Here is a 19,958-nt window from a genome sequence, read left to right on the forward strand (position 1 = left end):
GTTTTAACTGTCAGGAGTTTTTGTTTGACAGCACAAAATTGCGCTCTGGAAAAGGCGTGAGGGTTCCGTTTGGCTAATCCGAACCAACGGGAAGGCCATTTACCGGTCCGGATCGTAAAATGGGGTGTTCGAACGCGGTAGGTTGTTGATAATCAATTTAGTTTGGGGATCCGTTCGAGGCGTTCGGATCTATAAATCCGAACTCCAGGGAAGGAAAAGCGATTTTGAAGGACATGTTTCAGGCCATTCCGCCAGGCGGCGCCCCTTGGTTTTTTGCATACAATGGCATTAAAGCCGGTTTGCAAAAGCGGGTTTTCAGGCAAGTAAAGCTGCCTGTTTCTGGTGATCGCGGTAGGCGGTGGGGGTAAGGCCGGTAAATTTTTTGAATACGGTATTGAAGGTAGTTTTGGAATTAAAGCCGGCTTCAAAGCCTACGGAAAGGATGGTATAGTTCCGGTTAGCCTCATTCAATAATAATCGTTTGGCCTCTTCTACCCGGTATTGGTTAATGAGGTCATAGAAGTTTTTGTTTAGTCCGTCATTGATGGCCTGGGAGAGTTGGTGGGGCGGCAGGGCGAGCCGGTCTGCCAGCTGCTGCAAGGTGAGCTCTGTTTCCTGGTATAGTTTTTCAGACTCGAGTATCAGCAGTATCCGGCCTGCAATGTCCTGTATGCGGGTGTCACTGAGGCCGGTCTTCCGTTTTACCCGGCCGGGAAGGTTGTCATCTTCCAAGTTTACGGCCTCTTCCAGGGTATCAGCTAATGTTTCCTTATTGCGTTCCGGCATTAGTTGCCATAGGGTTATCTGGCCAATGCCTTTAAAAGCAGCGAGGTAAATATATATTGTGATAAGCGCGCCGGCGGATAAGATCCCTATTCCCAGGTTTTCCGGGTGCTGCCGGATGTATATATAACAAATAATTGTGCTGAGCACCAGGACCAGGTACCCATGTACCAGGTACCGTACCCAGCGCAGGTTGATCCGGCTCGTTTCCGAAAAAAGGTGCCGGATGGAATGCTGATACAGGTATAATGCCCGGAGGGAAAGCCCATAATACAGCAGCCGCTGGGAAAACCGGATCATGATCGGTATAAAGGATAAGGGATGCCGCAGGGCTCCTTCTGGCACCTCTTTGCCCGGCGGGTACTGGTGGGCGACCGTGACCCATGACCAGCAGGCTATGCCCACAAAAACGGGGAAAATGGCCAGGTGAGGCCAGGCCTTACGCCAGGTGATGGGTTCCTTAAAGCTGCGTACATATAAGTAAAGGAAAGGGCCGCCCAGGACGGTAAAGGGCTCCACAATAATGATGGCCTGCCAGGAGAATAATTGTTGGGCAATAGGGATGAGTACCGGGAGGCTGATGCAAAAGATGAACAGCGCCAGGAAGCCGTTCACGGACCGGTCGCTTTTTGGATGGAAATACAGTAATACCGCCAGCAATGCGCCCTGCAGCAGTCCCACGCCGGCGAGGAATAGAAGCATATGTTCCGGTATATTCAATAGTGGCATATTCCTGTATTTTAAAATAGCTTACGCCATTTCCGCTGTTCTGCACTGCTGTTCCCGGAAAACGGAAGGCGTAAGCCCGGTAAATTTCTTGAATACGGTATTGAAGGTGGTCTTTGAATTGAACCCCGCCTCAAAGCCTACGGATAACACGGTGTAATGTTTGTTCCGCGCGTCCTGGAGCAGGCGTTTGGCTTCTTCTACGCGCAGGCCGTTCACCAGGTCGTAGAAATTTTTGTTCATGCCCTCGTTGATGGCCTGGGATACCAGGTAAGAAGGGAGTTGCAGCTTATCCGCCAGGTGTTGCAGGGTAAGCTCTGTTTCCTGGTATAACTTTTCCTGTTCCATTACCAGGGTGATCCTGCCCGCTATATCCAGCATCCTGTTGTTGTTGCGCACCGGTGTATCCTTTTCCAGCTGCAGGGTGATATCATGCAGCTGTACTTCCAGTGTTTCCTTGTTTTCCAGATGCTGTCTTTGCCAGATGGTGAGATTGGTGATGCCCTTATAAGTAGAGACATAAATATAAGGTGTGGCCACCGCTATGGTAATAAGATAACATAGGTTGAAGTATTGAGGGGAGGTGATGATCAGTGAATACATCACCAACGCATTTACCACAATGAATAAATACCCGTTTATAAGCCAGCTGGCCCAATGCAGGTCTATCTGGCTGGTCTCAGAAAACAGGCCGCGTATAGTGCGTTGGTATAATCGCAGCTCCCGCCGGGCTATAAAATAATAAAGCACCAGGTGGCCATAAGGCACACAACTGACCATAATGCCTATGGGCGACTGGAAGGCGAAAAGCGGCGGCGTATCCGTATTCCCATAGGTGAACACCAGGTAGGCAAACCAGGAATAAGACACGATATAGAATAGCAGGAAAGGGAGTACTTGGGGTAATGCTTTGCGGAGGGTGACCGTTTCCCGGTAGCTGCGTATATACAGATACATCATCGGCCCCATGATCATGGGCAGGGGCTGCTGCACAAACCCGCTTTTCCAGGAAAAAAGGCGCAGGAAAAAAGGCCCGCACATGATAATGGACAAAGCCAGGATGTACAGGGCCAGGAACTTGTTCACCACCCGGTCGCTTTTGGGATGGAAATACAGTAAGGCTGCCAGCAGCAAACCTTGCACCACGCCCAGGCCGGAAACAAGTAACAGTACATGCTCTGATATAGAAAGGGGTTGCATCTCGGTTAGGTTGATAGTTGGCCAGTATAATTTACCACAATTATCCTGTTTTATAAAGTCCTTTTTTGCTGGTAAATTGGGTTGACTTTAAATTTGTTGTATGGACAGCACAAAACGATTCAGCAACCGCGTGGAGGATTATGTAAAATACCGGCCGCATTATCCTGCGGATATTATTACGTATCTGCAAGAGGGCTACGGGTTGTCTGCCGGGAAACAGCTGGCGGATATTGGCGCTGGTACGGGCATCTCCACCAGCTTGTTCCTGGAGGCGGGGTACCCGGTGTTTGCCGTGGAGCCTAATGAGGAGATGTTGGGTAAGGCTAAAGAGCTGCTGGGGCAGTACACAGGGTTTACGCCTGTACAAGGCACAGCGGAAAATACTACGTTGCCATCTGGCAGTGTAGATGGGATCATAGCCGGGCAGGCGTTTCATTGGTTTAATGTGCCGGCGTGTAAGGTGGAGTTTAAAAGGATCTTGCAATCAGATGGGCTGGTGGCGTTAATCTGGAATGAGCGAAGGGTAGGTTCCCCGTTTGAGCAGGAGTATGATGCGTTGATCAATAAACATGGGAAGGATTATGTGCAGGTTGGGCATCGTAATATTGATGCGGAGCATATTGGGGCGTTCTTTGCGCCGGCGGCGATGGAGTTGAAGGTGTTTGCGAATGAGCAGGTGTTTGATTATGATGGGTTGAAAGGGCGGTTGTTATCGTCTTCTTATATGCCGTTGCAGGGGGATCCCGGGTTTGAGGTGATGATAGCGGATCTGGAGGCGTTGTTTGGGAAGTATGAGCAGGAGGGAAGGATTGTTATTAGTTATGATACGAAGGTGTATGTTGGCCGGCTATAGCAGTGCCGATGCTTGATGTACTAGTCTATGCCGGTATGATCCTGAGGGATCTGGCCCATGCCGGTAGATGTTAAAAACGGCTGCGCCTGCCGCGGGGTGTTCGCTTTGGAAGCAGGCTGTTGGAGCCCGCGCCAGCCAAGGCCGATTTTAACATCTACCGGCAAGGCAAGCAGGCCGTAGGACAGATGGGGGATACTGTTGGGTATTACTGCGTTAAGTTTAGGTTAAGTGCTTCGTTTGCATTATCACATTATGATGGGAGGGAGTGGGGGTGCAGAAAAAAATTGTAGTTTAAGCCGCAAATATTTCATCCAATGGAAACCATCTTATTAGAAATGGCGAATAACCGCAGCACATTGCACGCGGTAATAGAACAGGACGAGCGGACCGCTTATTTTTATATTTATCCTGGGGAACATTTTTCTGAACGTTATGGTATGCGGGCATGCTGGTTGCGGAACCTGCAGCCTGCCCCCGATGAGCGGGATAGCGCAGCCATGGAAGCCGGGAAGGCGCCGATGCTGGAGGCGCAGTATTGTAAGCATCCGCAAGGACTTGCACCACTGGAGGCAGCGGAACTAAGTATTATGTGGAATGAGTCTGATGATGGGGCGACGGTTTTTTATCAGGATGAGCCAATAGGGATTATTCCCGGTTGGTCGCTTTCTGCTGAACAGCCGGCCTGTTATGCATTGGAATGTAGCGAGGCTGCGGAAGATCGCGGGCTTTTTCCGCTAGCTGCCCCCGCATTGTTTGAAGGGCTGGAGAAAGCTTCCGCTTTTTGGGATAAGTGGGGCGATGAGGGGAATAATCCCTGGGGACCCCTGCAGCGGCAATTTTTGGAGGCGTATGAAACACAGTTTGGCAGTACCTTAAAGTATTATGCGATAGATAACCAACAGTGGCCGCCTATGGCACTGGCCCAGTATGAGCAGGATGATGTTATCTATTTCCTGAGCCTGGGCGTAAGCATCCGCGCGATGCCCTGGGTGGAGTTGCTGTATAATGAGCAGGCAGGAGGTTTCAGACGGATGGAGTTGGGGCTTGCTGTGAATAAGAACGACTATACCATGGATGAGATCATGAACATGGCGCAGTCGATAGCGGGTATAGCGGATAGTCCCTGGCGGAACCTTACCTGGCTGGGCGAAGGGCATACCATCAGCTCATCAGGTTTGCCGGCGGGATTTGATAGTTTTATACTTTCTTCTGCATTGTATAAAGGTCCGGAGATAGCGCTGCCGGTAATGGAAGGAGACAGGGTGAATCTTTACTGGGCCAGCCCCATTACCCTTGCGGAACGGGAGCGTGCGCATAGTAAAGCGAATGGTGGGTATGAGTTACTGGAAACGTTGATAGGGGAAGGAAGGACACATGTGGTGAGGAAAGGAATGTAATGTTACGTGTAAAATAGCGTGCAGCGGCTTTGAAGTCTATCTTTCAAAGCCGCTGTTATTTTTAGCTATTAATTGGTTCCGCAAAAAATATAAATACTCATGCAAAACGTATAAGCCGGGGGATTGGGGTAGCAATAATTTTGTGTGGTCGATATGATCATCACGAGTAAAAACTACAGCAATGAAAAAGACAGTATTAGTTACAGGTGCATCTTCCGGTTTTGGGAAAGAGACGGCAAAAGAGTTTCAGCAAAATGGGTGGAATGTGATCGCTACCATGCGTAGCCCGGAAAAAGAACAGGAACTTTCCCAACTGGACAATGTTTTTGTAACAAGGTTGGATGTGCAGGACCAGGCGTCTATTGAAACAGCCGTACAAGCTGGTATAGCGCGGTTTGGCAGGCTGGACGCGCTGGTAAATAATGCGGGATATGGGTTGATGGGCGTATTTGAGTCTGCTGCCCTGGAACAGATCCAAAGGCAGTACGATGTAAATGTATTTGGTATGATGCGTGTGACACAGGCCGCGCTGCCATATATACGTAAAAATGGGGAGGGCGTTATTGTGAATATTTCTTCTTTTGGGGGGATGACAGGGTTACCGTTCGGTAGTTTATATAACAGTTCTAAGTTTGCAGTGGAGGGTTTTTCGGAGGCTTTATCCCATGAGATGGCGCCGTTGCATATTGCTGTGAAAATAGTGGAGCCAGGTGGCGTATCTACCAATTTCCGTAATGGACTGGAGCTGGTTAAAAATGAGATACCGGCATATGATCCGTATATGGCTGGTTTTTTTAGCCGCTATCCCAAAGCAACGGAGCATTTGCCCAAGGCAAGCGCGGAAGATGTTGCTAAGCAAATATTTGAGGCAGTGACAGATGGCACACCCCGGTTGCGTTATGTAGTGGGACAGGATGCACAGTTCTATATTGATTTGAAGGGGAATAACACCGAAGGTGATTATGTGAAGGCTATCCGGGATCTTTTTATTAATTGATCTTAGAAGGGGCTTTCTAGCACGAATGGCAATTGGTTACCAGTGACCGCCTGGCCTGATTTCGTTAACTTGTAAGCACTTCCAGTCATTATGCAACGGAAATATACCGACATCAGGTCTATCAACGAGGTACACAGTTTTTACAACTGTGGTAAGCCCCGGCATCCATTAATCTCTGTAATAGATCTTACCGGGGTAGCACCGGACCGGCCCAAGGAAGAAGTGTTTTACCGTACCGGTCTGTATATTATCATGTGTAAGCGTTTTGCGGGGGAGATGAAGTATGGCCGGGGGCATTATGATTTTAACGAAGGATCTTTGATGTTTACCGCCCCGCAGCAGATCATTGCTGTAAGCCCTGATGTACAGGTAACGGAAGGCTGGGGCCTGTTCTTTCATCCGGACCTGTTAAGCGGAACTGCATTGGGCGGAAAAATGCGGGATTATTCCTTTTTTAATTATGAGGTTAATGAAGCCCTGCATGTATCAGCAGATGAAAAGCAGCTATTACAGGACTGCCTCGAGAAAATAAAGAGAGAATATTCTCAGCATATCGATAAGCATACACAGGGCCTTATTGTTGATAACCTTCAGTTGATGCTGAATTACTGTAACCGGTTCTATGACCGGCAGTTCCTTACAAGGGCCAGGGTGAATAATGATATTGTGCAACGTTTTGAGCAGCTGTTGCATGCTTATTTTGCAGCGGATATCATGGAGGCCGGGTTGCCCGGTGTGAAGTATTTCGCGGCTCAGCTTAACCTTAGCCCGCATTATTTATCAGACCTGCTGAATAAATACACGGGTAAAACCACGCAGGAGTATATTCATCTGGCCTTTGCGGAAAAAGCGAAACATTTGCTGTGGAGCACACAAAAATCCATCAGTGAAATTGCTTATGAGCTGGGGTTTGAGCATCCGTCTCATTTTACGAAATTGTTTAAATCCCAAACGGGTAAGCCGCCAAGGGAGTTTAGGACCAGGGATTAGTGGGGTATTGGCTGTCAGTGGAGATTTAAAAGACATGCACAGCCATAGTAGCGGTAATGACAAGCAGGAGTATGGCAATCAGCAGGAAAAGGACATTACCCCGGGTGTCCCGCAACAGAAAGATCAGGCTGAGCATCAATAAATACAACCCGGTTGAAACGAGGATATACATTTGGGAAACATCGTATGAGCCGCTTTCGACCCCGGAGCCAGGATCTATTTTATCCCTGGTCAGAAAAATGTAGATCAGTAGCATAGTGGGAATGACCAGCAGGGTAATTTTGAATAGTTTGTTTGATTTCATTTCAGATGATGAAGTTTTTTGTAGTTATTGATCCTGATGATCTTACTATTGTTGGATGATTTGGAATGGATGTAATTTGTGGGATGAAGATAGGGTATGGTGAGTAGATTTAAAAGTGTGTTCTTATTTGCGGGATATTAACGGGTTATCCCATACCTGGCGGCGATAGAGTTATGGGAGAAGGTAACTTGTGCAATTTTTGTACAAGTTCAAACCGAGGGACAAGACAGATTACCCGTAATGCGGTGGTTTAAGGATGTTGACAGAGAAGGGAAGGGTATATGGGGAGTAGCTGAATATATTATAAGTATGAAGACTATAAACAAGGGCTTTGAAGGTAATGCTTCAAAGCCCTTGTTGTTATGAAATATATTAGGTTCAGGCGTTTGCCGGAAGTGATAAGATCATTGTTATTGCAAGAGGGATATAACACCTTTCCTGGTTACATCGCCGCAGAGGGTTTTGGCCGTTATCCAATACACATAAGAGCCAACCGGCTGTAACTGGCCTTTAAAGTGGCCATCCCAGCAGTCCATGGGATTGTGGGTGGAGAAGACCAGCTCACCCCAACGGTTGTAGATATTGAAATCGAGTGTAGTGACCGGCCCCCAGTATTTTAACCCAAAGCAATCATTCCTGCCGTCGTTATTAGGCGTAAAAGCATTGGGCAGGGGGTAGGTACTGATGGCCGTAGCCAGATCTACCGTTACCGTAACGGAGTCTTTTTTAGAGCAAGCGCCGTTAATGACGGTAAGGCGATAGGTGGTGTTTTCCAGCGGCGCCACCGTTTGCCGGGAGGCTGCAAGATCAGTAAGGCCAGGAGCCGGCTCCCACTGATATTGAGTGCCGCCTGTTGCTATCAGCACAGCAGGACCGGTGGAACAGGTTATGTCGTTAGACTTTGTTACAGACGCGTTCAACTCGCTAACAGTAATGGGTACCTGCAGGGTTGTAGTGCCGCCACAATCATTATCAGTAATATTTACGGTATAGGTGATTGTCTGTTGAGGCGATACCGGCAGCTGTGGATTTACGCCTAAAGATGTATTATCAGGGCCCAGCCACTGATAGGCGTCGCCGCCAGAGGCTTCTAATGTAAGGGAAGCGCCTTTGCAGATCTCATTAAAGGGCGGTTTTACTGCCGCAACGCGCTTGGGCCTTACCTGTATCTGTACGTTTTCCTGGGTAAAACATCCGCCGCCTGCGGTAGCCGTAACCGTATAGGTGGTAGTGCTCTGTGGCGTTGCCACCGGATTGGTGGCAGCCGGGTTATCCAGGCCGGCAACCGGCAACCAGCTAAAGGTGGTATTGGCCGTGGGGGACGTGGCAGACAGTTGTACATTTCCGCCGGCGCAGATACTGGCGTCTGCGCTCTTAGTGATCACCGGAAGGGGATAAACGGCAACAGGCACCTGCAGGGTAGTGGTGCCGCCACAATCATTATCAGTAATATTTACGGTGTAGGTGGTGGTGAGCTGGGGAGTGACCTGCAACTGCGGATTTACACCTAAAGGCGTATTATCTGGAGCCAGCCATTGGTAAACATCGCCGCCGGCGGCTTCCAATGTAAGGGAGGTCCCTTCACAGAGCTCATTAGCGGCAGGGTTTACTGTCGCAACACGTTTGGATCTAACCTGTACCTGTACATTTTCCCGGGTAAAACACCCGCCAGCAGCGGTAGCCGTAACCGTATAGGTGGTGGTGGTCTGTGGGGTTGCCACCGGATTGGCGATAGCAGGGTCATTGAGGCCGGTGGCCGGCAACCAGCTAAAGGTAGTATTGGCAATGCTGGAAGTAGCGGACAGCTGTACATTGGCGCCGGTACAGATACTGGCATCCGCGCTTTTAGTGATGACCGGAAGCGGGTTTACGTTCACTGCAATGGTGGTGCTGCCCTGACAGCCATCGTCTGAAGTAGCCATTACCGTGTAGGTAACGTTAGCTGTGGGAGTAGCGATTGGACTGGCCAGATTGACAGCAGACAGCCCGGTGGCCGGCGTCCAGTTATAGCTGAGTAATCCCGGAGTGGCCTGCAACTGCAGGGAAGCACCCTCACACATATCTACGGACGCGGTTGGGAAGGTAACCACATCGCACGGCACTACCAGGTGAGCCATGTAGTCTTCCACCTCTCCGTCAGTAGCTACGCCGGAAGCGGAGGATACTGCTGTTTGGTCAGACGAGATCCGGAAACGAAAGCCGAAATCCCGTACCGTGCCGTGGGTGAGCTTATTTGGGAGGCCGGTCCAGACCAGGTGGGCATTGGTTGCAAGGGGTGGAACGGTAGCAAATACCCCTTCGCCCGCGTCAAAAGAGCCGTTACGGTTATAGTCGAACCAACCGGAAATGTAGGCATTTGCCCCGGTAGTGTTAGTGACGGGGACATCTAAGCTATAGTTGCCGCTGCCTGTATAGTCCGGGAAGCTGGTAAGCGCATCTTCATCCGCCCCAATTACGTTATCGTCAGAATTGCCCGTCGGGTCTGCATCGCCCGGCAGGTTTCCCAGCTTGAGGGCCGTAGATTGGCTAATGGTGGGGAAAGGAGGATTGTAGCTACACTGATTAGCGGTGGCATATACCCAGCGATGTTGTGGTGAACCATAACTGGGAGGCAGATCGCCGCGGTCAATGGGCGCAAATATGCCAAAGGCCACAGCCATACCGCCTAGCACCATTCTGTCCATATGCACTTCCACCTGTAAGATGCCGGAAGCAGGGGCATTGGTAGCCATCAGCGGATTTTGCCCGATGGGCAGGGCATTGCTCACTGCCGTAGGCTCATGCGTATCTGTGATCACCACTGTTTGAGTGCCGCAACCCGTTACGGGATTACCAGTCTGGTGCGAGTTGCGGAAAAATTCCAGGATATTCCAGCCGCTGCCGGAGGTGATCAATGTGGTATTCTCCACCGGCTTAAGGCTTGCCTCCGCATCTGCCGCACATAAGGTAAAGGGGGCCGGCGCACCATTACGGGTGGCCGTTATGGACATTGTAAAGGCTACATTCTGCGTTGTTGGCGGATTGTAGATGGCAGGGTTAATATTGGGATCGGTAAAATCATAAAGGAAATGCAGTACCGCACCAGGCCAGGTATTCATCTGCGACGGAATGGGAGTGGGGCCTGATACATTGGAAAAAGTGATGGTAACGTTCAGTCCATCTGTAGTGGTGAATGTTTTGCTGGCGCCGTTGCTAATGGTAAATCCCCGCCAATTGAACCACCATACGGAGCTTTTTAGAACGCCGGTCCCGCTATCGGCATATTGGGCATGGGTCTGCAAACAGGTAAACAGGAGTAGTAACAAAAAGGTATAAAAAGTCCTTGTCATTTCGAACAGGTGGTTAGGGATCGCAATTAATTGTAACTGATGGGTTAAGCAAATAAAGTATGGCTAATATATTGGGGCGCAAGGTACGAATAAAATAATATGGTATAAAATATATATGAATTTATACCATGTTGGCAAGGGGAGAGAGAGTTTTGAGGGATAAGTTGTTGATAATGAGTTTATTGAATTGGTAATAAGTGAGACTGGCCGGTTGAGAGCTCTTTCATAGCGTTTCCTTCACTAATAATTCAACAATAGCCTGTTTGTTGTCTATAAATTTATTGCAAAGGAATAAACCGCCCAAACCTGTAGCAGGATTAAAAAACAAATAGGAGCTCACTCCCGGATCATCACCATCCAGTCCGATGGTTCCATCGCTGTATAAATTCCAGAATACGCCTTTGTTCCTGTTTGATAAACGGATGCCCTGGGGGGCATTAGTTTCGGTAAACATTGGAGCGAACATCTGTTTAAATGAAATATTGCTTAACAGGGTGGTATCGCCACTGTAGCCTTTTATTACTGCGGCTAAATATTTGCTTAAGTCATTGCAGGATGTTCTCAATCCGCCGTCAGGGTAAGTTAACAGGGAATATAGGGGGAAGTCTTTGTCCTTATTGTAGTATAACCGTGCGTAATTTTCGAGTTTTTTGACATCTATAAACCAGCCCGAGTTTTTCATTTTAAGGGGTTGAAATATATATTTCGCGGTAAATTTATCGTAAGAAAGCCCTGACTTGATCTCTATGAGATATGCAGCCAGTGCGGACCCCAGATTGCTGTACGAGTATGCAGTACCCGCTTTATTGGAACTGAAGTTTTTTGCACTGTAGTATGCTCCTTCTTTAGATAGGTAATTGTAAAAGAAGGTTTTCATGCTGGTGTCCTTGATCTTCTCCTGGTAGCCTTTTGTGCCGATAAGTTCCAATAGTTCCTTGTCATATGATCTCAAAGCAGGGTAAAATCTGTAGCTATTGGGGTAAATATTCTCATTGTCAATAATGCCTGATGTGTGGTTGGTTAGCTCCTTTATGGTGATAGTATCGTTTGGGTGGTTGGGGTTAATGACCTTGAACGGCAGGATGTCATTAATATTTGTTTCCAGGGTGAAATATTTTAGCTCCACGGCTTTCATGATAGCAATGCTGATAAGGCTTTTGCTGACTGATCCGATGTTCTGGACGGTATTGGCATTATATTTTATATTGTTTTTGATATCCGCAAACCCGAAACTTTTCTGGTAAACAATCCCTTCGGCATTAACCAGCGCTACGGTTAGTCCGGGTAGGCTGTCCCGGGTAACCACCCTGTTTAACTTTGCAGTAAGCGTATCGAAATTATGCTGTGCGGTACACTTATTAATGATGAGTTGTAATCCTGCCAGGAGAAGGTAACCGAGGATCTTTTTTGCCATAGAAAAACAATTATGGCGTCAAAACTAAAACAATTAAACCGGTGGAAATTGTAAAAAAGCGAACGGCTAACTAGTTGAATGGCAAAATGTAATCGTTAGTTTCAAATCTTCGGGGTGAGCTGTCCATAATGCCGGTGTACATTTTAATGAAATGCGATTGGTCGAAATAACCGAATTCCAGGGCGAGTTGGGTTAAGGATTTGTTATTGGGACGGTGTAAGGCATTTATAATATTACGGACTCTCAAAATTGAATACATTTCTTTTGGTGAGAGGCCGGTGTGGAGGTTAAACTTTTTTTCGATGTATCGTTTTGAATAGCCTGTGTCTGCAGCGATATCGGACATTTTTACAGGCTTTGCCGGGAAGCTGGCTGTAAATACGTTTATAACATTTTGTATAAGGGAGGAGTCGCTTGTTTCATAAAAAAGGCTCTCCAGTTCATGATAGATCTTTTTAACCAATAAATTCTCATCTGAAGTATCTATAGCGCTAAAAGCTTTATGTAGCTTTTTATTAACGAAGTTAAGTGTTGCGAAGTGGTTGGTTAATTCACTTAGCGGAAGTTTAGTGATCAATGTTGGCGTCCATGGGTTTAATTGTGCCATGATAGCTTTGGAATAGGGCTTGATGATGACTTTCAGGCGTCTGGTGATCTGACCGATGAGGTAGATACCTGTTTTTATGTTGATGGTTTTGTTCCCGTCTTCTAAAAGCACGCCTTGCCCGGTGATAAAGGCAAGCGTGAGGCAGCCGTTGGGTAATGCATATTTGGCATGGCTGTACAGCGGGCTGTTTGAATGATCAAGGACCCAGAATTTGCGGATGTAGGTTTGGATCGGGTCTGGTGTTGGTATTTCTTTGTAATGGAACATTGGAATTGGCTCGCTTAAAATTAACCAGAAAGAATAGAATATGTAACCAAATTTGCCTTTTCTTTACCTATAAATATTCCTTTATATGACGAGTCATGAGATGAACTTAAATATCAGGTATGATGCTCCGGAAGAAATCTGGAATAAAGTTCCGCTGATCTATGCACAACTAAAGGGCTGGTTGGGATATGGAACAGGCGGCGAATGCGGTGAGAAGGGGCTTCCTTACTGGTTTGGTTTTAATGAGCATGAAAAGCATATTTTGGCCTCTGTAGAAATGGGTGGGCTTCAGTTTTCCGGATTGATGGATACAGATGAGTGGATAAATTGGGTGAAGGAGATAAAGGAAATAGCAACAAGGGAGTTAGGATATAAAGTAGGAGAAATTGAATTAGGGGAAGTAGATTTTTGATTGTCTGTATTGGATCCTGTATGCAGATATACTTCTTTCACCCAACACGGAAAACCATCTTATGTTCACCATCTTTCGAAGAACAGCTTTGGCTGGCGGTATTGTGCTGCTGGCCATTAGCGCCTGTAAAAAGGATCATAATACCGCAACGGCGCCAAATGCACCCGCTGGTCCCCGCCCTGGCGTTACTGCCGGTAGTGCTTTTTCATCCGGGGATTCTATGTATTTCCTTTTCAGGGACGAATACCTATCGAATGATGTGATACTTCGAAAAAAGTGTTGGAGGTAACAATTGATATGTCAGCAAGCCTCAACGTGGCTATCAAACGTTGCTTTCCCAATGCCCATCGGGTAATCGATCGCTTCCATGTTTAACAATTGGCTTTTGACGCCGTACAGGAAACCCGTATACAATATAGGTGGGAAGCCCTTGAGCAGGAAAACCTGGCATATGAACGGGCTAAAAAGCAACAGCAGCCCTATCAGCCGGAGGTCCTGTACAACGGAGATACCGTAAAGCAGCTATTAGCCTGTAGCAGATATTTATTATTTAAACAACCGCGATTATGGACCAGGGAACAGCAACAAAGAGCAGCGTTATTGTTCACCAGGTACCCAGTTATACAAAAAGCGTATCAATTGTCGCTCGGATTAGGGGATGTATTTAGAATATGCACCAGCAAAGAACAGGCGTTCAAAAGGCTTGCTTTGTGGTATAATGACGTAGAACTATCCGGACTGTCATCCTTTAAAACGCTTGCCAGGACTGTACAAACAGACTATCTGGGCATATTAAACTTCTTCAATAACAGAGCTACCAATGCCGCAGCAGAGTCTTTCAATGCTAAGGTAAAATCCTTTAGGAATGCGATGAGAGGGGTACGGGATGTAGAATTCTTCCTTTTTAGGCTAGTTAAACTATACGCCTAATGTCAATCCCCCAAGAATTTAACTTGATCCGATTGTTCCTATATAAAGAGCTATTGTAATGTAAAAAGGCTTCCAGGTAATCCTGAAAGCCTTTTTTATCGTAGCGGGAACGGGAAAATTGTCTAACCAATTTCTACAGGATTTGGTCATTTTTGGTAGTTTAACAATGTAACTACTTGACCGACCTATTTATATTTTATTGTAAATAATTAATATATTAAATAAATGATTATTAATAGATTAGTCAACTTCAATCATAATATTTAATCATAACAGGTTAGAATTGACTAATATTCTTATATTTGGCAAATAATACAATGTAAGACATTAGTATAACCTATTTATTACCTATTCAAAGCAGCCCTCAACCATGAAAATCGATGATAACCTCCTGAAATTAGCAGCCTTAATTATTAGTTTAATAACCGCTGGCGCTTTTATCGCCATTCGTATCTCTAAAAAGAGAAATAATACAAGCAGCAATAACGTGATAACCCAAAGCAACAATACCGTTGGTAAGGGAGATATTGTCGCAGGTAATAAAACAAGCGAATGAGGCCAAATCAAGTTAACCAGTCGGGGAATAAGATTGGCGAAGGTGACCTGGTTGCCGGAAATAAACATGAAGAAAATTATCACTATCACTACGCTCAAAAAACAAAACTGTCTTCCCTCTTTGAAAAGCTAAAAGAGGAGTTCGATGGTAAAAAGACAATCCAAGAGATTTCCGATAACTTACAGCGCTATTCCGATGCGAGGGATACGATTGGACTTGAGCAGAAGCTAGTTAATGGCGGAAGAGCGCATATCCTAGAGGATGCTGCATGGTTGAAACAAGAGTATTTTAAAAAACTTACTCGATTTCAATTTTATGAAACGGCGCAAGAGATTCATGCGTTTCTTCTGGGAATTGTATTGGAGAAGTTTCGAAATATAGTGTACCCCATGATAAAAGACGGAGCATCTGAAACTGATATCGCAAAAACTATTTCCGAAGAAATCATTAAGCCTATTATAGAGAAAATTCATAACGAGGGATGTGATGATGTAATGGGGTTGTCATCTACTGATATAGAAGGAATGATTTACTTTTTGACAGGTAAGTGTCATATAAAATGGGCTAGATAATGATAGTTTATCATCCTGCATTCGATTTATATCATTGTGTCTACAGACTCCTTCAGATTTTGACACACTTTGATAAAAACGAATTTGTTGAGCTAGATCGGTTGCGAATTTGGGATTTTTATCTACTATTCCCTAATCAGGTACAGAAAATTACCTTAAGAAGAGAAGAGGAGGATATTAGGAAGCTCATCAATTTTTATATTACAAATGAGAAAAATCCATACGAGGATATTTTAGACAATCGAAAAATGTTTGAAAGAATAAAACCTTATCAATTGACGGCTATTAAGTGTTTAGCCTCTTATGGAATAATAAATAAACAATATTTGGCTGAAAATAGAGTGACAATTGTTTCTAAGCAATTATTACAAAGTTACACATCTAAATTTGAACCGATGACCCCTAAAGAACGAAACGTCATAGGTTTAATGACTTCTCATTTCTATCAAGTATCAATGTTTGGCCCACATGGACTGAAAGCCAAAACCAAACTCATGGAAAGTAAATATGATGCGGAGTAATTTATTTTTAAATCGCCTTATCATTTATACGGTAACTGGAAAAGTAGCTTATGATGAAGCTTATCATAGGGGGATAAATATCATTTGTGGTGATAATAGTAGTGGTAAATCTACTATTACTCATTTTATTTTCTACGTGTTAGGCGGCTCCTTTAATGATTGGGTTCGAGAAGCGAAAAGATGTTCAATGGTATTGGCCGAAGTAGAAATGAATGGTGCCGTTTTGGTAATAAAAAGAGAAATTAATATTAATCCTCAAACGAATAAGGGAAATCCAATGGAACCTATTTATGTTTATTGGGGAGATTTCGAGAGCTCACAAAAATCGGCTTCTACGGATTGGCAGAAATTTGGCTATGTAACGACAGATAGTAGAAAAAGCTTTTCTAACGTATTCTTTGAGAATTTGGATATTCCGATAGTTAGAGGAGATAATAATATAACTTTCCATCAAATATTGAGATTGCTTTATGTCGATCAAGATTCTCCAACAAACTCTTTATTTTTGTATGAGCAATTTGATACCACATTAAATCGAGAAACTGTGTCGGATTTATTACTTGGCGTTTATAACCAAGATTTATATGATAGTAAACAACGGTTGGTCGAAGCATCCAATGAGTTAGATGATGTCAAAAAAGAAATCAAGATTATTAGGCAGTTTATTCCCAAAGACCATGATTTAATCCCTGAGAATCTAAAGACTCGCATAGAGAATAAAGAAGCTGAAATTAGCGAGATCGAAGAGCAGCTTTTAGAACTTAATCAACAAAATAAGGCAGTTAGATTTACTAAACAAACAAAACTTGAATTTGAAAAGCTTAATGAGGAGGCGATTGAGCAAAGATCCCTTGTTAAGAAGCTCGAAACGGACATCAGAGCATTAAGATATGAAATCGAAGATTCGGCTTTCTTCATTAAAACACTGGAGACAAAATCTAGATCAGTAAAAAATTCTATTCTAGCGAGAGACTTTTTAGGTGAATTTCCTCTAGCATATTGCCCAGAATGCCTATCTGAAATTAAAAAGACGGATGATGATACCAAGTGTAAATTGTGCAAAGAAGTGATTGATAGCAGTTTTGGAGTTACACAAGCGAGAAAAATAGAACAAGAACTAAGTTTTCAAATTAAAGAATCGAAAGCTTTGCTTATAACGCGAAATAGACAGCTTGATGAGATGAAAGGGCTGTATGAGTCTGAGAAGGTCAAACTTTACAATCTGCAAGCACGTGTCAACGCTGCCCTTAAAGATGTGAAATCAGTTCGTGACGAGAAAATTGATGCGCTATATATTGAAAAAGGATTTGCAGAAGGAGCAATAATTCAGCTTAGAACTTTACTTGAAAATGCTGAGCTATACCAAAGTTTGGTCGAAAAGAGAGAGGGACTAGAAAAGGAAATTAAAACTCTCGGAAACTCGATAGATAGAATGACTACAGCCCAGTTTACTATGAAAGAACAGGTAAATAAGGTTATAGAGAAGAAGGCATTATACTTGTTGAATAATGATTTAAAGCGCCAAGAGGATTTTATGGAGGCGAAAGAATTCAATATTGATTATCGAAATAATTTGGCTTTTATATCTGATAAAGAGGCTAAATACTCGGCAAGCTCGAATTTTTATCTTAAAACCACCGCTCGATTCGCCATTTTTTTAGCGTCTCTAGAAGTTGAAAGAATGAGATATCCTCGATTTATCCTCTGCGATAACATGGAGGATAAGGGAATAGAAGAGAAAAGAGCACAAAATTTCCAGAAGATTATTATAGAAGAAACTGAAAAACACGACAGTGAACACTATCAGATGATATATACCACCTCGTTTATAACAGAGGAGCTTAAAAATAGTACTTATCGTGTTGGTGAATATTATACAAAAGAATCCCCTAGCCTTCAAAACGTTTACTGACTTATAGAGATACTTTTAGAACCCTATAGTGTAAGGGAAATAGATACTTTATCCTGCTGATTTGATGGTAAACACAAAAAAACGCCCCATGTCGGGGCGCTTCCTTATTAATGCGGTGTATAGCCTGACATCATGCCCTCTAGGCTCATGGAAAGAAAGGTTTCGGAATTTAAGATAAGGTGATCGGCAACGGCAATATCCAAGTACGTCCCGGCAGTAACCAGTTTTCGGGTAATCGACATATCCGCTTTGCTGGGTTTGAGGTTGCCCGATGGGTGGTTATGGGCGAGGATGATCCTGGACGCGCGCGCCTTTAATGCAGTGGCAAAGATTAGCCTTGGATCGACAAGGCACTCTGTTATTGTGCCGGAACCTATTGAGGTGATGCCAAGGCAAGCGTTTCGGTAATCCAGCAAAAGAACCTTGAACTCCTCCAGCAGCTCGATTTTGTTTTCATCCCATGCCGTCATTAAAACAATGAACGCATCCTCCGGGTGACGGATGACGGGTCTGTCGGCGGCTTTTACCTTGTTTCGGTAGGTCAGTTGTACTTCCGTTACCTTAAATGGTGAATGGATTTTGCTTTTAGGCATGTTTACCTGCCTTTGGCGCTTGGATATGCCAGTCATTCACCGATTGAAACGATTTATAAAGGTAATTCATTGGGCTGTGGGTAAGCCCGTCTTCGGTTTTGAAGTAATTATTGAGAGATAGTGCCGCAGCTCTGCCGATAACAGAATTATCCATCCATGTAAAAGCCGCCTCATAGCCGTATTTATATAGATACGGTGTTGCCATTGTCAGAATGGCTGGAGGGGCAATGAGCGTATCCTCCTTGAATGGCTTTCCGCCTTCCTGTCGCATAACGGCCGACATGAAGTCAAAACCATTCTTGAAAATATGGATACCATTGGGCTTGGGAACGGTGCCACGGATAAATGTAATATTCCGTTTGCCGACATACTCATTGGTAAAGGCATTCCATACCTCATAACCGCCATCCTCATTGCGAAGACCCAGCGCGAGGAAAGATTTTTTTGTGTCCCTGTCGCAAACGCGCACCTCTTTTAAGTAACGCTCCGCGACCTTTAAAGGGATGCCCCGCCTGTCAAGATAGGCAATAAGGCGGCTATGTTGAATGGGTTCGATGCCGTCGATATACAATGACCGCCGAACCTGTGGATCTTCTGCACCCACAGGTTCAATCTTCGGGGCATACCCCATCATGATTGAAAGATAGCGGAGTGCATCGGCAAGGGTGAAGTTTTCGCCTTGGCTTTCCAGATAATTGCAGACAAAAGCTAAAACATCGCCGCCTCTGCTGAGTTTTTCATCGAACCAGATGTTTTTGGGTACAAAGATTTTTAAGAAAGCTGTATCGTCTTTGTGAAGCGGGGATAGGTAAAAAAGGATATTATTTTCTTGTCTTATTGGCTCAAAGCCCAGTTTTTTTAAAATGTCGGTAAGCGGAATGCGTTTCGCACATTCGATATTCATTGCGATCTCCAGAATTATTGTAGGGGAAATGTCGAGTTAAAAGGGAAAGGCAGCCGTGTCAAAAGCGCCCTTCCCGTGTTTTATGGTGTTAGTTGATTGTCTAAAAACTTTTCAAGATTACTAAGTCGATATCTTACCGCACGTCCCACTTTGAGTGGTTTGAGGTCATAGCGTTTGGTACAGTCCCAAACGGCTAATGTTCCGGGTGAAATGTTTAAATATTTAGCGGCTTCTTTACGAGTAAGTAATGGTTCTAAAAGTTTTTGTTCTTGGCCGATGCACCTCCTAGAAAATTATTGTTCGGGGAAATGTGAGCGCAAAAATGAAACAGCCCTCACAAGCGGAGGGCGGTGGTACGGGATCAGCTATGGAAAAGTCAAAAGAAAAGAGGAATATTCATAACAAATAATACTGGTTTATTCATCGGATCATATCCAGATATGCCATGCTTAATATTTTATGCTGTGGTGCATCAAAACTGTCACCAAGTGATTCGGAAATGGCCATTGAAGAAATGCCCTGAACCAGCACTACTTTTCCCTAGAATAATGCCCTTTTTCTGTTATAAATAAGGGTGGTAGAACTAGGGTAGAACTGAATATCCATCAGCAAACAATATGCTGATAAGTCTTTGAAAAATTGGTGGGCGCAACAGGGATTGAACCTGTGACCTCTCCCATGTCAATCGAGC

The 19,958-nt window shown here is 44.9% G+C and carries 19 protein-coding genes and 1 pseudogene; 11 read left to right on the forward strand and 9 right to left on the reverse strand.

From position 1 onward, the window contains the following. Window positions 1-315 precede the first annotated feature (315 nt). Complete coding sequence (locus tag F0L74_RS16525; protein ID WP_188316040.1) at window positions 316-1,485, reverse strand: helix-turn-helix domain-containing protein; 1,170 nt, start codon at window positions 1,483-1,485, stop codon at window positions 316-318. A gap of 48 nt (window positions 1,486-1,533) precedes the next feature. Then, window positions 1,534-2,709: a helix-turn-helix domain-containing protein gene (locus F0L74_RS16530; protein ID WP_149839014.1), complete on the reverse strand. Its 1,176-nt coding sequence runs from the start codon at window positions 2,707-2,709 to the stop codon at window positions 1,534-1,536. A gap of 100 nt (window positions 2,710-2,809) precedes the next feature. On the opposite strand from F0L74_RS16530, the gene F0L74_RS16535 reads away from it, so the two are divergent. From F0L74_RS16535 to F0L74_RS16550, 4 genes are all read left to right on the forward strand, one after another. Further along, window positions 2,810-3,562 (forward strand): class I SAM-dependent methyltransferase, encoded by a 753-nt coding sequence (locus F0L74_RS16535; RefSeq protein WP_149839015.1) that lies wholly within the window; start codon window positions 2,810-2,812, stop codon window positions 3,560-3,562. A gap of 314 nt (window positions 3,563-3,876) precedes the next feature. Continuing rightward, window positions 3,877-4,959, forward strand: a complete 1,083-nt coding sequence (locus tag F0L74_RS16540; protein ID WP_149839016.1) for a suppressor of fused domain protein — start codon at window positions 3,877-3,879, stop codon at window positions 4,957-4,959. A gap of 181 nt (window positions 4,960-5,140) precedes the next feature. Then, window positions 5,141-5,956 carry an SDR family oxidoreductase gene (locus tag F0L74_RS16545; RefSeq protein WP_149839017.1) on the forward strand — a complete coding sequence of 272 codons (816 nt, stop codon included), beginning with the start codon at window positions 5,141-5,143 and terminating at the stop codon, window positions 5,954-5,956. Between the two features lie 90 nt (window positions 5,957-6,046). Further along, the gene (locus tag F0L74_RS16550) at window positions 6,047-6,946 is read left to right on the forward strand and encodes a helix-turn-helix domain-containing protein (RefSeq protein WP_149839018.1); all 900 of its coding nucleotides are present in this window, start codon (window positions 6,047-6,049) and stop codon (window positions 6,944-6,946) included. 25 nt (window positions 6,947-6,971) lie between these two features. On the opposite strand, the gene F0L74_RS16555 is transcribed toward F0L74_RS16550, so the two are convergent. From F0L74_RS16555 to F0L74_RS16570, 4 genes are all read right to left on the reverse strand, one after another. Then, window positions 6,972-7,250, reverse strand: coding sequence for a hypothetical protein (locus F0L74_RS16555; RefSeq protein WP_149839019.1), 279 nt, complete (start codon window positions 7,248-7,250; stop codon window positions 6,972-6,974). A 410-nt stretch (window positions 7,251-7,660) separates the two neighbouring features. Further along, complete coding sequence (locus tag F0L74_RS16560) at window positions 7,661-10,579, reverse strand: CshA/CshB family fibrillar adhesin-related protein (RefSeq protein WP_149839020.1); 2,919 nt, start codon at window positions 10,577-10,579, stop codon at window positions 7,661-7,663. A gap of 223 nt (window positions 10,580-10,802) precedes the next feature. Continuing rightward, window positions 10,803-11,993 carry a serine hydrolase domain-containing protein gene (locus tag F0L74_RS16565; protein WP_149839021.1) on the reverse strand — a complete coding sequence of 397 codons (1,191 nt, stop codon included), beginning with the start codon at window positions 11,991-11,993 and terminating at the stop codon, window positions 10,803-10,805. Window positions 11,994-12,063: 70 nt separating this feature from the next. Further along, entirely contained in the window at window positions 12,064-12,867 is an 804-nt protein-coding gene (locus F0L74_RS16570; protein WP_149839022.1) for a helix-turn-helix domain-containing protein, read from the reverse strand. Window positions 12,868-12,952: 85 nt separating this feature from the next. Here F0L74_RS16570 and F0L74_RS16575 point away from each other — a divergent pair, with 85 nt between their 5' ends. From F0L74_RS16575 to F0L74_RS16610, 7 genes and pseudogenes are all read left to right on the forward strand, one after another. Beyond that, window positions 12,953-13,279, forward strand: coding sequence for a hypothetical protein (locus F0L74_RS16575; RefSeq protein WP_149839023.1), 327 nt, complete (start codon window positions 12,953-12,955; stop codon window positions 13,277-13,279). 61 nt (window positions 13,280-13,340) lie between these two features. Beyond that, the gene (locus tag F0L74_RS16580) at window positions 13,341-13,568 is read left to right on the forward strand and encodes a hypothetical protein (RefSeq protein WP_149839024.1); all 228 of its coding nucleotides are present in this window, start codon (window positions 13,341-13,343) and stop codon (window positions 13,566-13,568) included. A gap of 8 nt (window positions 13,569-13,576) precedes the next feature. Continuing rightward, a pseudogene (locus tag F0L74_RS34125) lies at window positions 13,577-14,209 on the forward strand (ISAon1 family transposase). A gap of 370 nt (window positions 14,210-14,579) precedes the next feature. Next, window positions 14,580-14,765, forward strand: a complete 186-nt coding sequence (locus tag F0L74_RS16595) for a hypothetical protein (protein WP_149839027.1) — start codon at window positions 14,580-14,582, stop codon at window positions 14,763-14,765. Next, the gene (locus tag F0L74_RS16600) at window positions 14,762-15,337 is read left to right on the forward strand and encodes an ABC-three component system protein (RefSeq protein ID WP_149839028.1); all 576 of its coding nucleotides are present in this window, start codon (window positions 14,762-14,764) and stop codon (window positions 15,335-15,337) included. Before F0L74_RS16595 ends, F0L74_RS16600 begins: the two co-directional genes overlap by 4 nt. Next, window positions 15,337-15,858: an ABC-three component system middle component 5 gene (locus F0L74_RS16605; RefSeq protein ID WP_149839029.1), complete on the forward strand. Its 522-nt coding sequence runs from the start codon at window positions 15,337-15,339 to the stop codon at window positions 15,856-15,858. Before F0L74_RS16600 ends, F0L74_RS16605 begins: the two co-directional genes overlap by 1 nt. Further along, entirely contained in the window at window positions 15,845-17,770 is a 1,926-nt protein-coding gene (locus tag F0L74_RS16610; RefSeq protein ID WP_149839030.1) for an ATP-binding protein, read from the forward strand. The genes F0L74_RS16605 and F0L74_RS16610 overlap by 14 nt, the downstream gene beginning before the upstream one ends. 107 nt (window positions 17,771-17,877) lie before the next feature. Here the strand turns inward: F0L74_RS16610 and F0L74_RS16615 are convergent, their stop codons facing one another. The 3 genes from F0L74_RS16615 to F0L74_RS34130 all read right to left on the reverse strand — a co-directional run bounded on the left by F0L74_RS16615 (window position 17,878) and on the right by F0L74_RS34130 (window position 19,545). Next, window positions 17,878-18,363 (reverse strand): JAB domain-containing protein, encoded by a 486-nt coding sequence (locus F0L74_RS16615; RefSeq protein WP_149839031.1) that lies wholly within the window; start codon window positions 18,361-18,363, stop codon window positions 17,878-17,880. After that, complete coding sequence (locus F0L74_RS16620; RefSeq protein ID WP_149839032.1) at window positions 18,356-19,267, reverse strand: DUF8464 domain-containing protein; 912 nt, start codon at window positions 19,265-19,267, stop codon at window positions 18,356-18,358. The genes F0L74_RS16615 and F0L74_RS16620 overlap by 8 nt, the downstream gene beginning before the upstream one ends. An 80-nt stretch (window positions 19,268-19,347) precedes the next feature. Then, a complete protein-coding gene (locus F0L74_RS34130; RefSeq protein ID WP_149839513.1) occupies window positions 19,348-19,545 on the reverse strand; it encodes a helix-turn-helix domain-containing protein in 198 nt (65 codons plus the stop codon). Window positions 19,546-19,958: the final 413 nt, after the last annotated feature.

The sequence above is a fragment of the Chitinophaga agrisoli genome (assembly GCF_008386695.1).
Taxonomy (GTDB): Bacteria; Bacteroidota; Bacteroidia; order Chitinophagales; family Chitinophagaceae; genus Chitinophaga; species Chitinophaga agrisoli.

Coding starts and splice junctions, on each gene's coding strand:
- F0L74_RS16525 (WP_188316040.1), bottom strand. CDS start 1,485: ATGCTTCTATTCCTCGCCGGCGTGGGACTGCTGCAGGGCGCATTGCTG.
- F0L74_RS16530 (WP_149839014.1), bottom strand. CDS start 2,709: ATGCAACCCCTTTCTATATCAGAGCATGTACTGTTACTTGTTTCCGGC.
- F0L74_RS16535 (WP_149839015.1), top strand. CDS start 2,810: ATGGACAGCACAAAACGATTCAGCAACCGCGTGGAGGATTATGTAAAA.
- F0L74_RS16540 (WP_149839016.1), top strand. CDS start 3,877: ATGGAAACCATCTTATTAGAAATGGCGAATAACCGCAGCACATTGCAC.
- F0L74_RS16545 (WP_149839017.1), top strand. CDS start 5,141: ATGAAAAAGACAGTATTAGTTACAGGTGCATCTTCCGGTTTTGGGAAA.
- F0L74_RS16550 (WP_149839018.1), top strand. CDS start 6,047: ATGCAACGGAAATATACCGACATCAGGTCTATCAACGAGGTACACAGT.
- F0L74_RS16555 (WP_149839019.1), bottom strand. CDS start 7,250: ATGAAATCAAACAAACTATTCAAAATTACCCTGCTGGTCATTCCCACT.
- F0L74_RS16560 (WP_149839020.1), bottom strand. CDS start 10,579: ATGACAAGGACTTTTTATACCTTTTTGTTACTACTCCTGTTTACCTGT.
- F0L74_RS16565 (WP_149839021.1), bottom strand. CDS start 11,993: ATGGCAAAAAAGATCCTCGGTTACCTTCTCCTGGCAGGATTACAACTC.
- F0L74_RS16570 (WP_149839022.1), bottom strand. CDS start 12,867: ATGTTCCATTACAAAGAAATACCAACACCAGACCCGATCCAAACCTAC.
- F0L74_RS16575 (WP_149839023.1), top strand. CDS start 12,953: ATGACGAGTCATGAGATGAACTTAAATATCAGGTATGATGCTCCGGAA.
- F0L74_RS16580 (WP_149839024.1), top strand. CDS start 13,341: ATGTTCACCATCTTTCGAAGAACAGCTTTGGCTGGCGGTATTGTGCTG.
- F0L74_RS16595 (WP_149839027.1), top strand. CDS start 14,580: ATGAAAATCGATGATAACCTCCTGAAATTAGCAGCCTTAATTATTAGT.
- F0L74_RS16600 (WP_149839028.1), top strand. CDS start 14,762: ATGAGGCCAAATCAAGTTAACCAGTCGGGGAATAAGATTGGCGAAGGT.
- F0L74_RS16605 (WP_149839029.1), top strand. CDS start 15,337: ATGATAGTTTATCATCCTGCATTCGATTTATATCATTGTGTCTACAGA.
- F0L74_RS16610 (WP_149839030.1), top strand. CDS start 15,845: ATGATGCGGAGTAATTTATTTTTAAATCGCCTTATCATTTATACGGTA.
- F0L74_RS16615 (WP_149839031.1), bottom strand. CDS start 18,363: ATGCCTAAAAGCAAAATCCATTCACCATTTAAGGTAACGGAAGTACAA.
- F0L74_RS16620 (WP_149839032.1), bottom strand. CDS start 19,267: ATGAATATCGAATGTGCGAAACGCATTCCGCTTACCGACATTTTAAAA.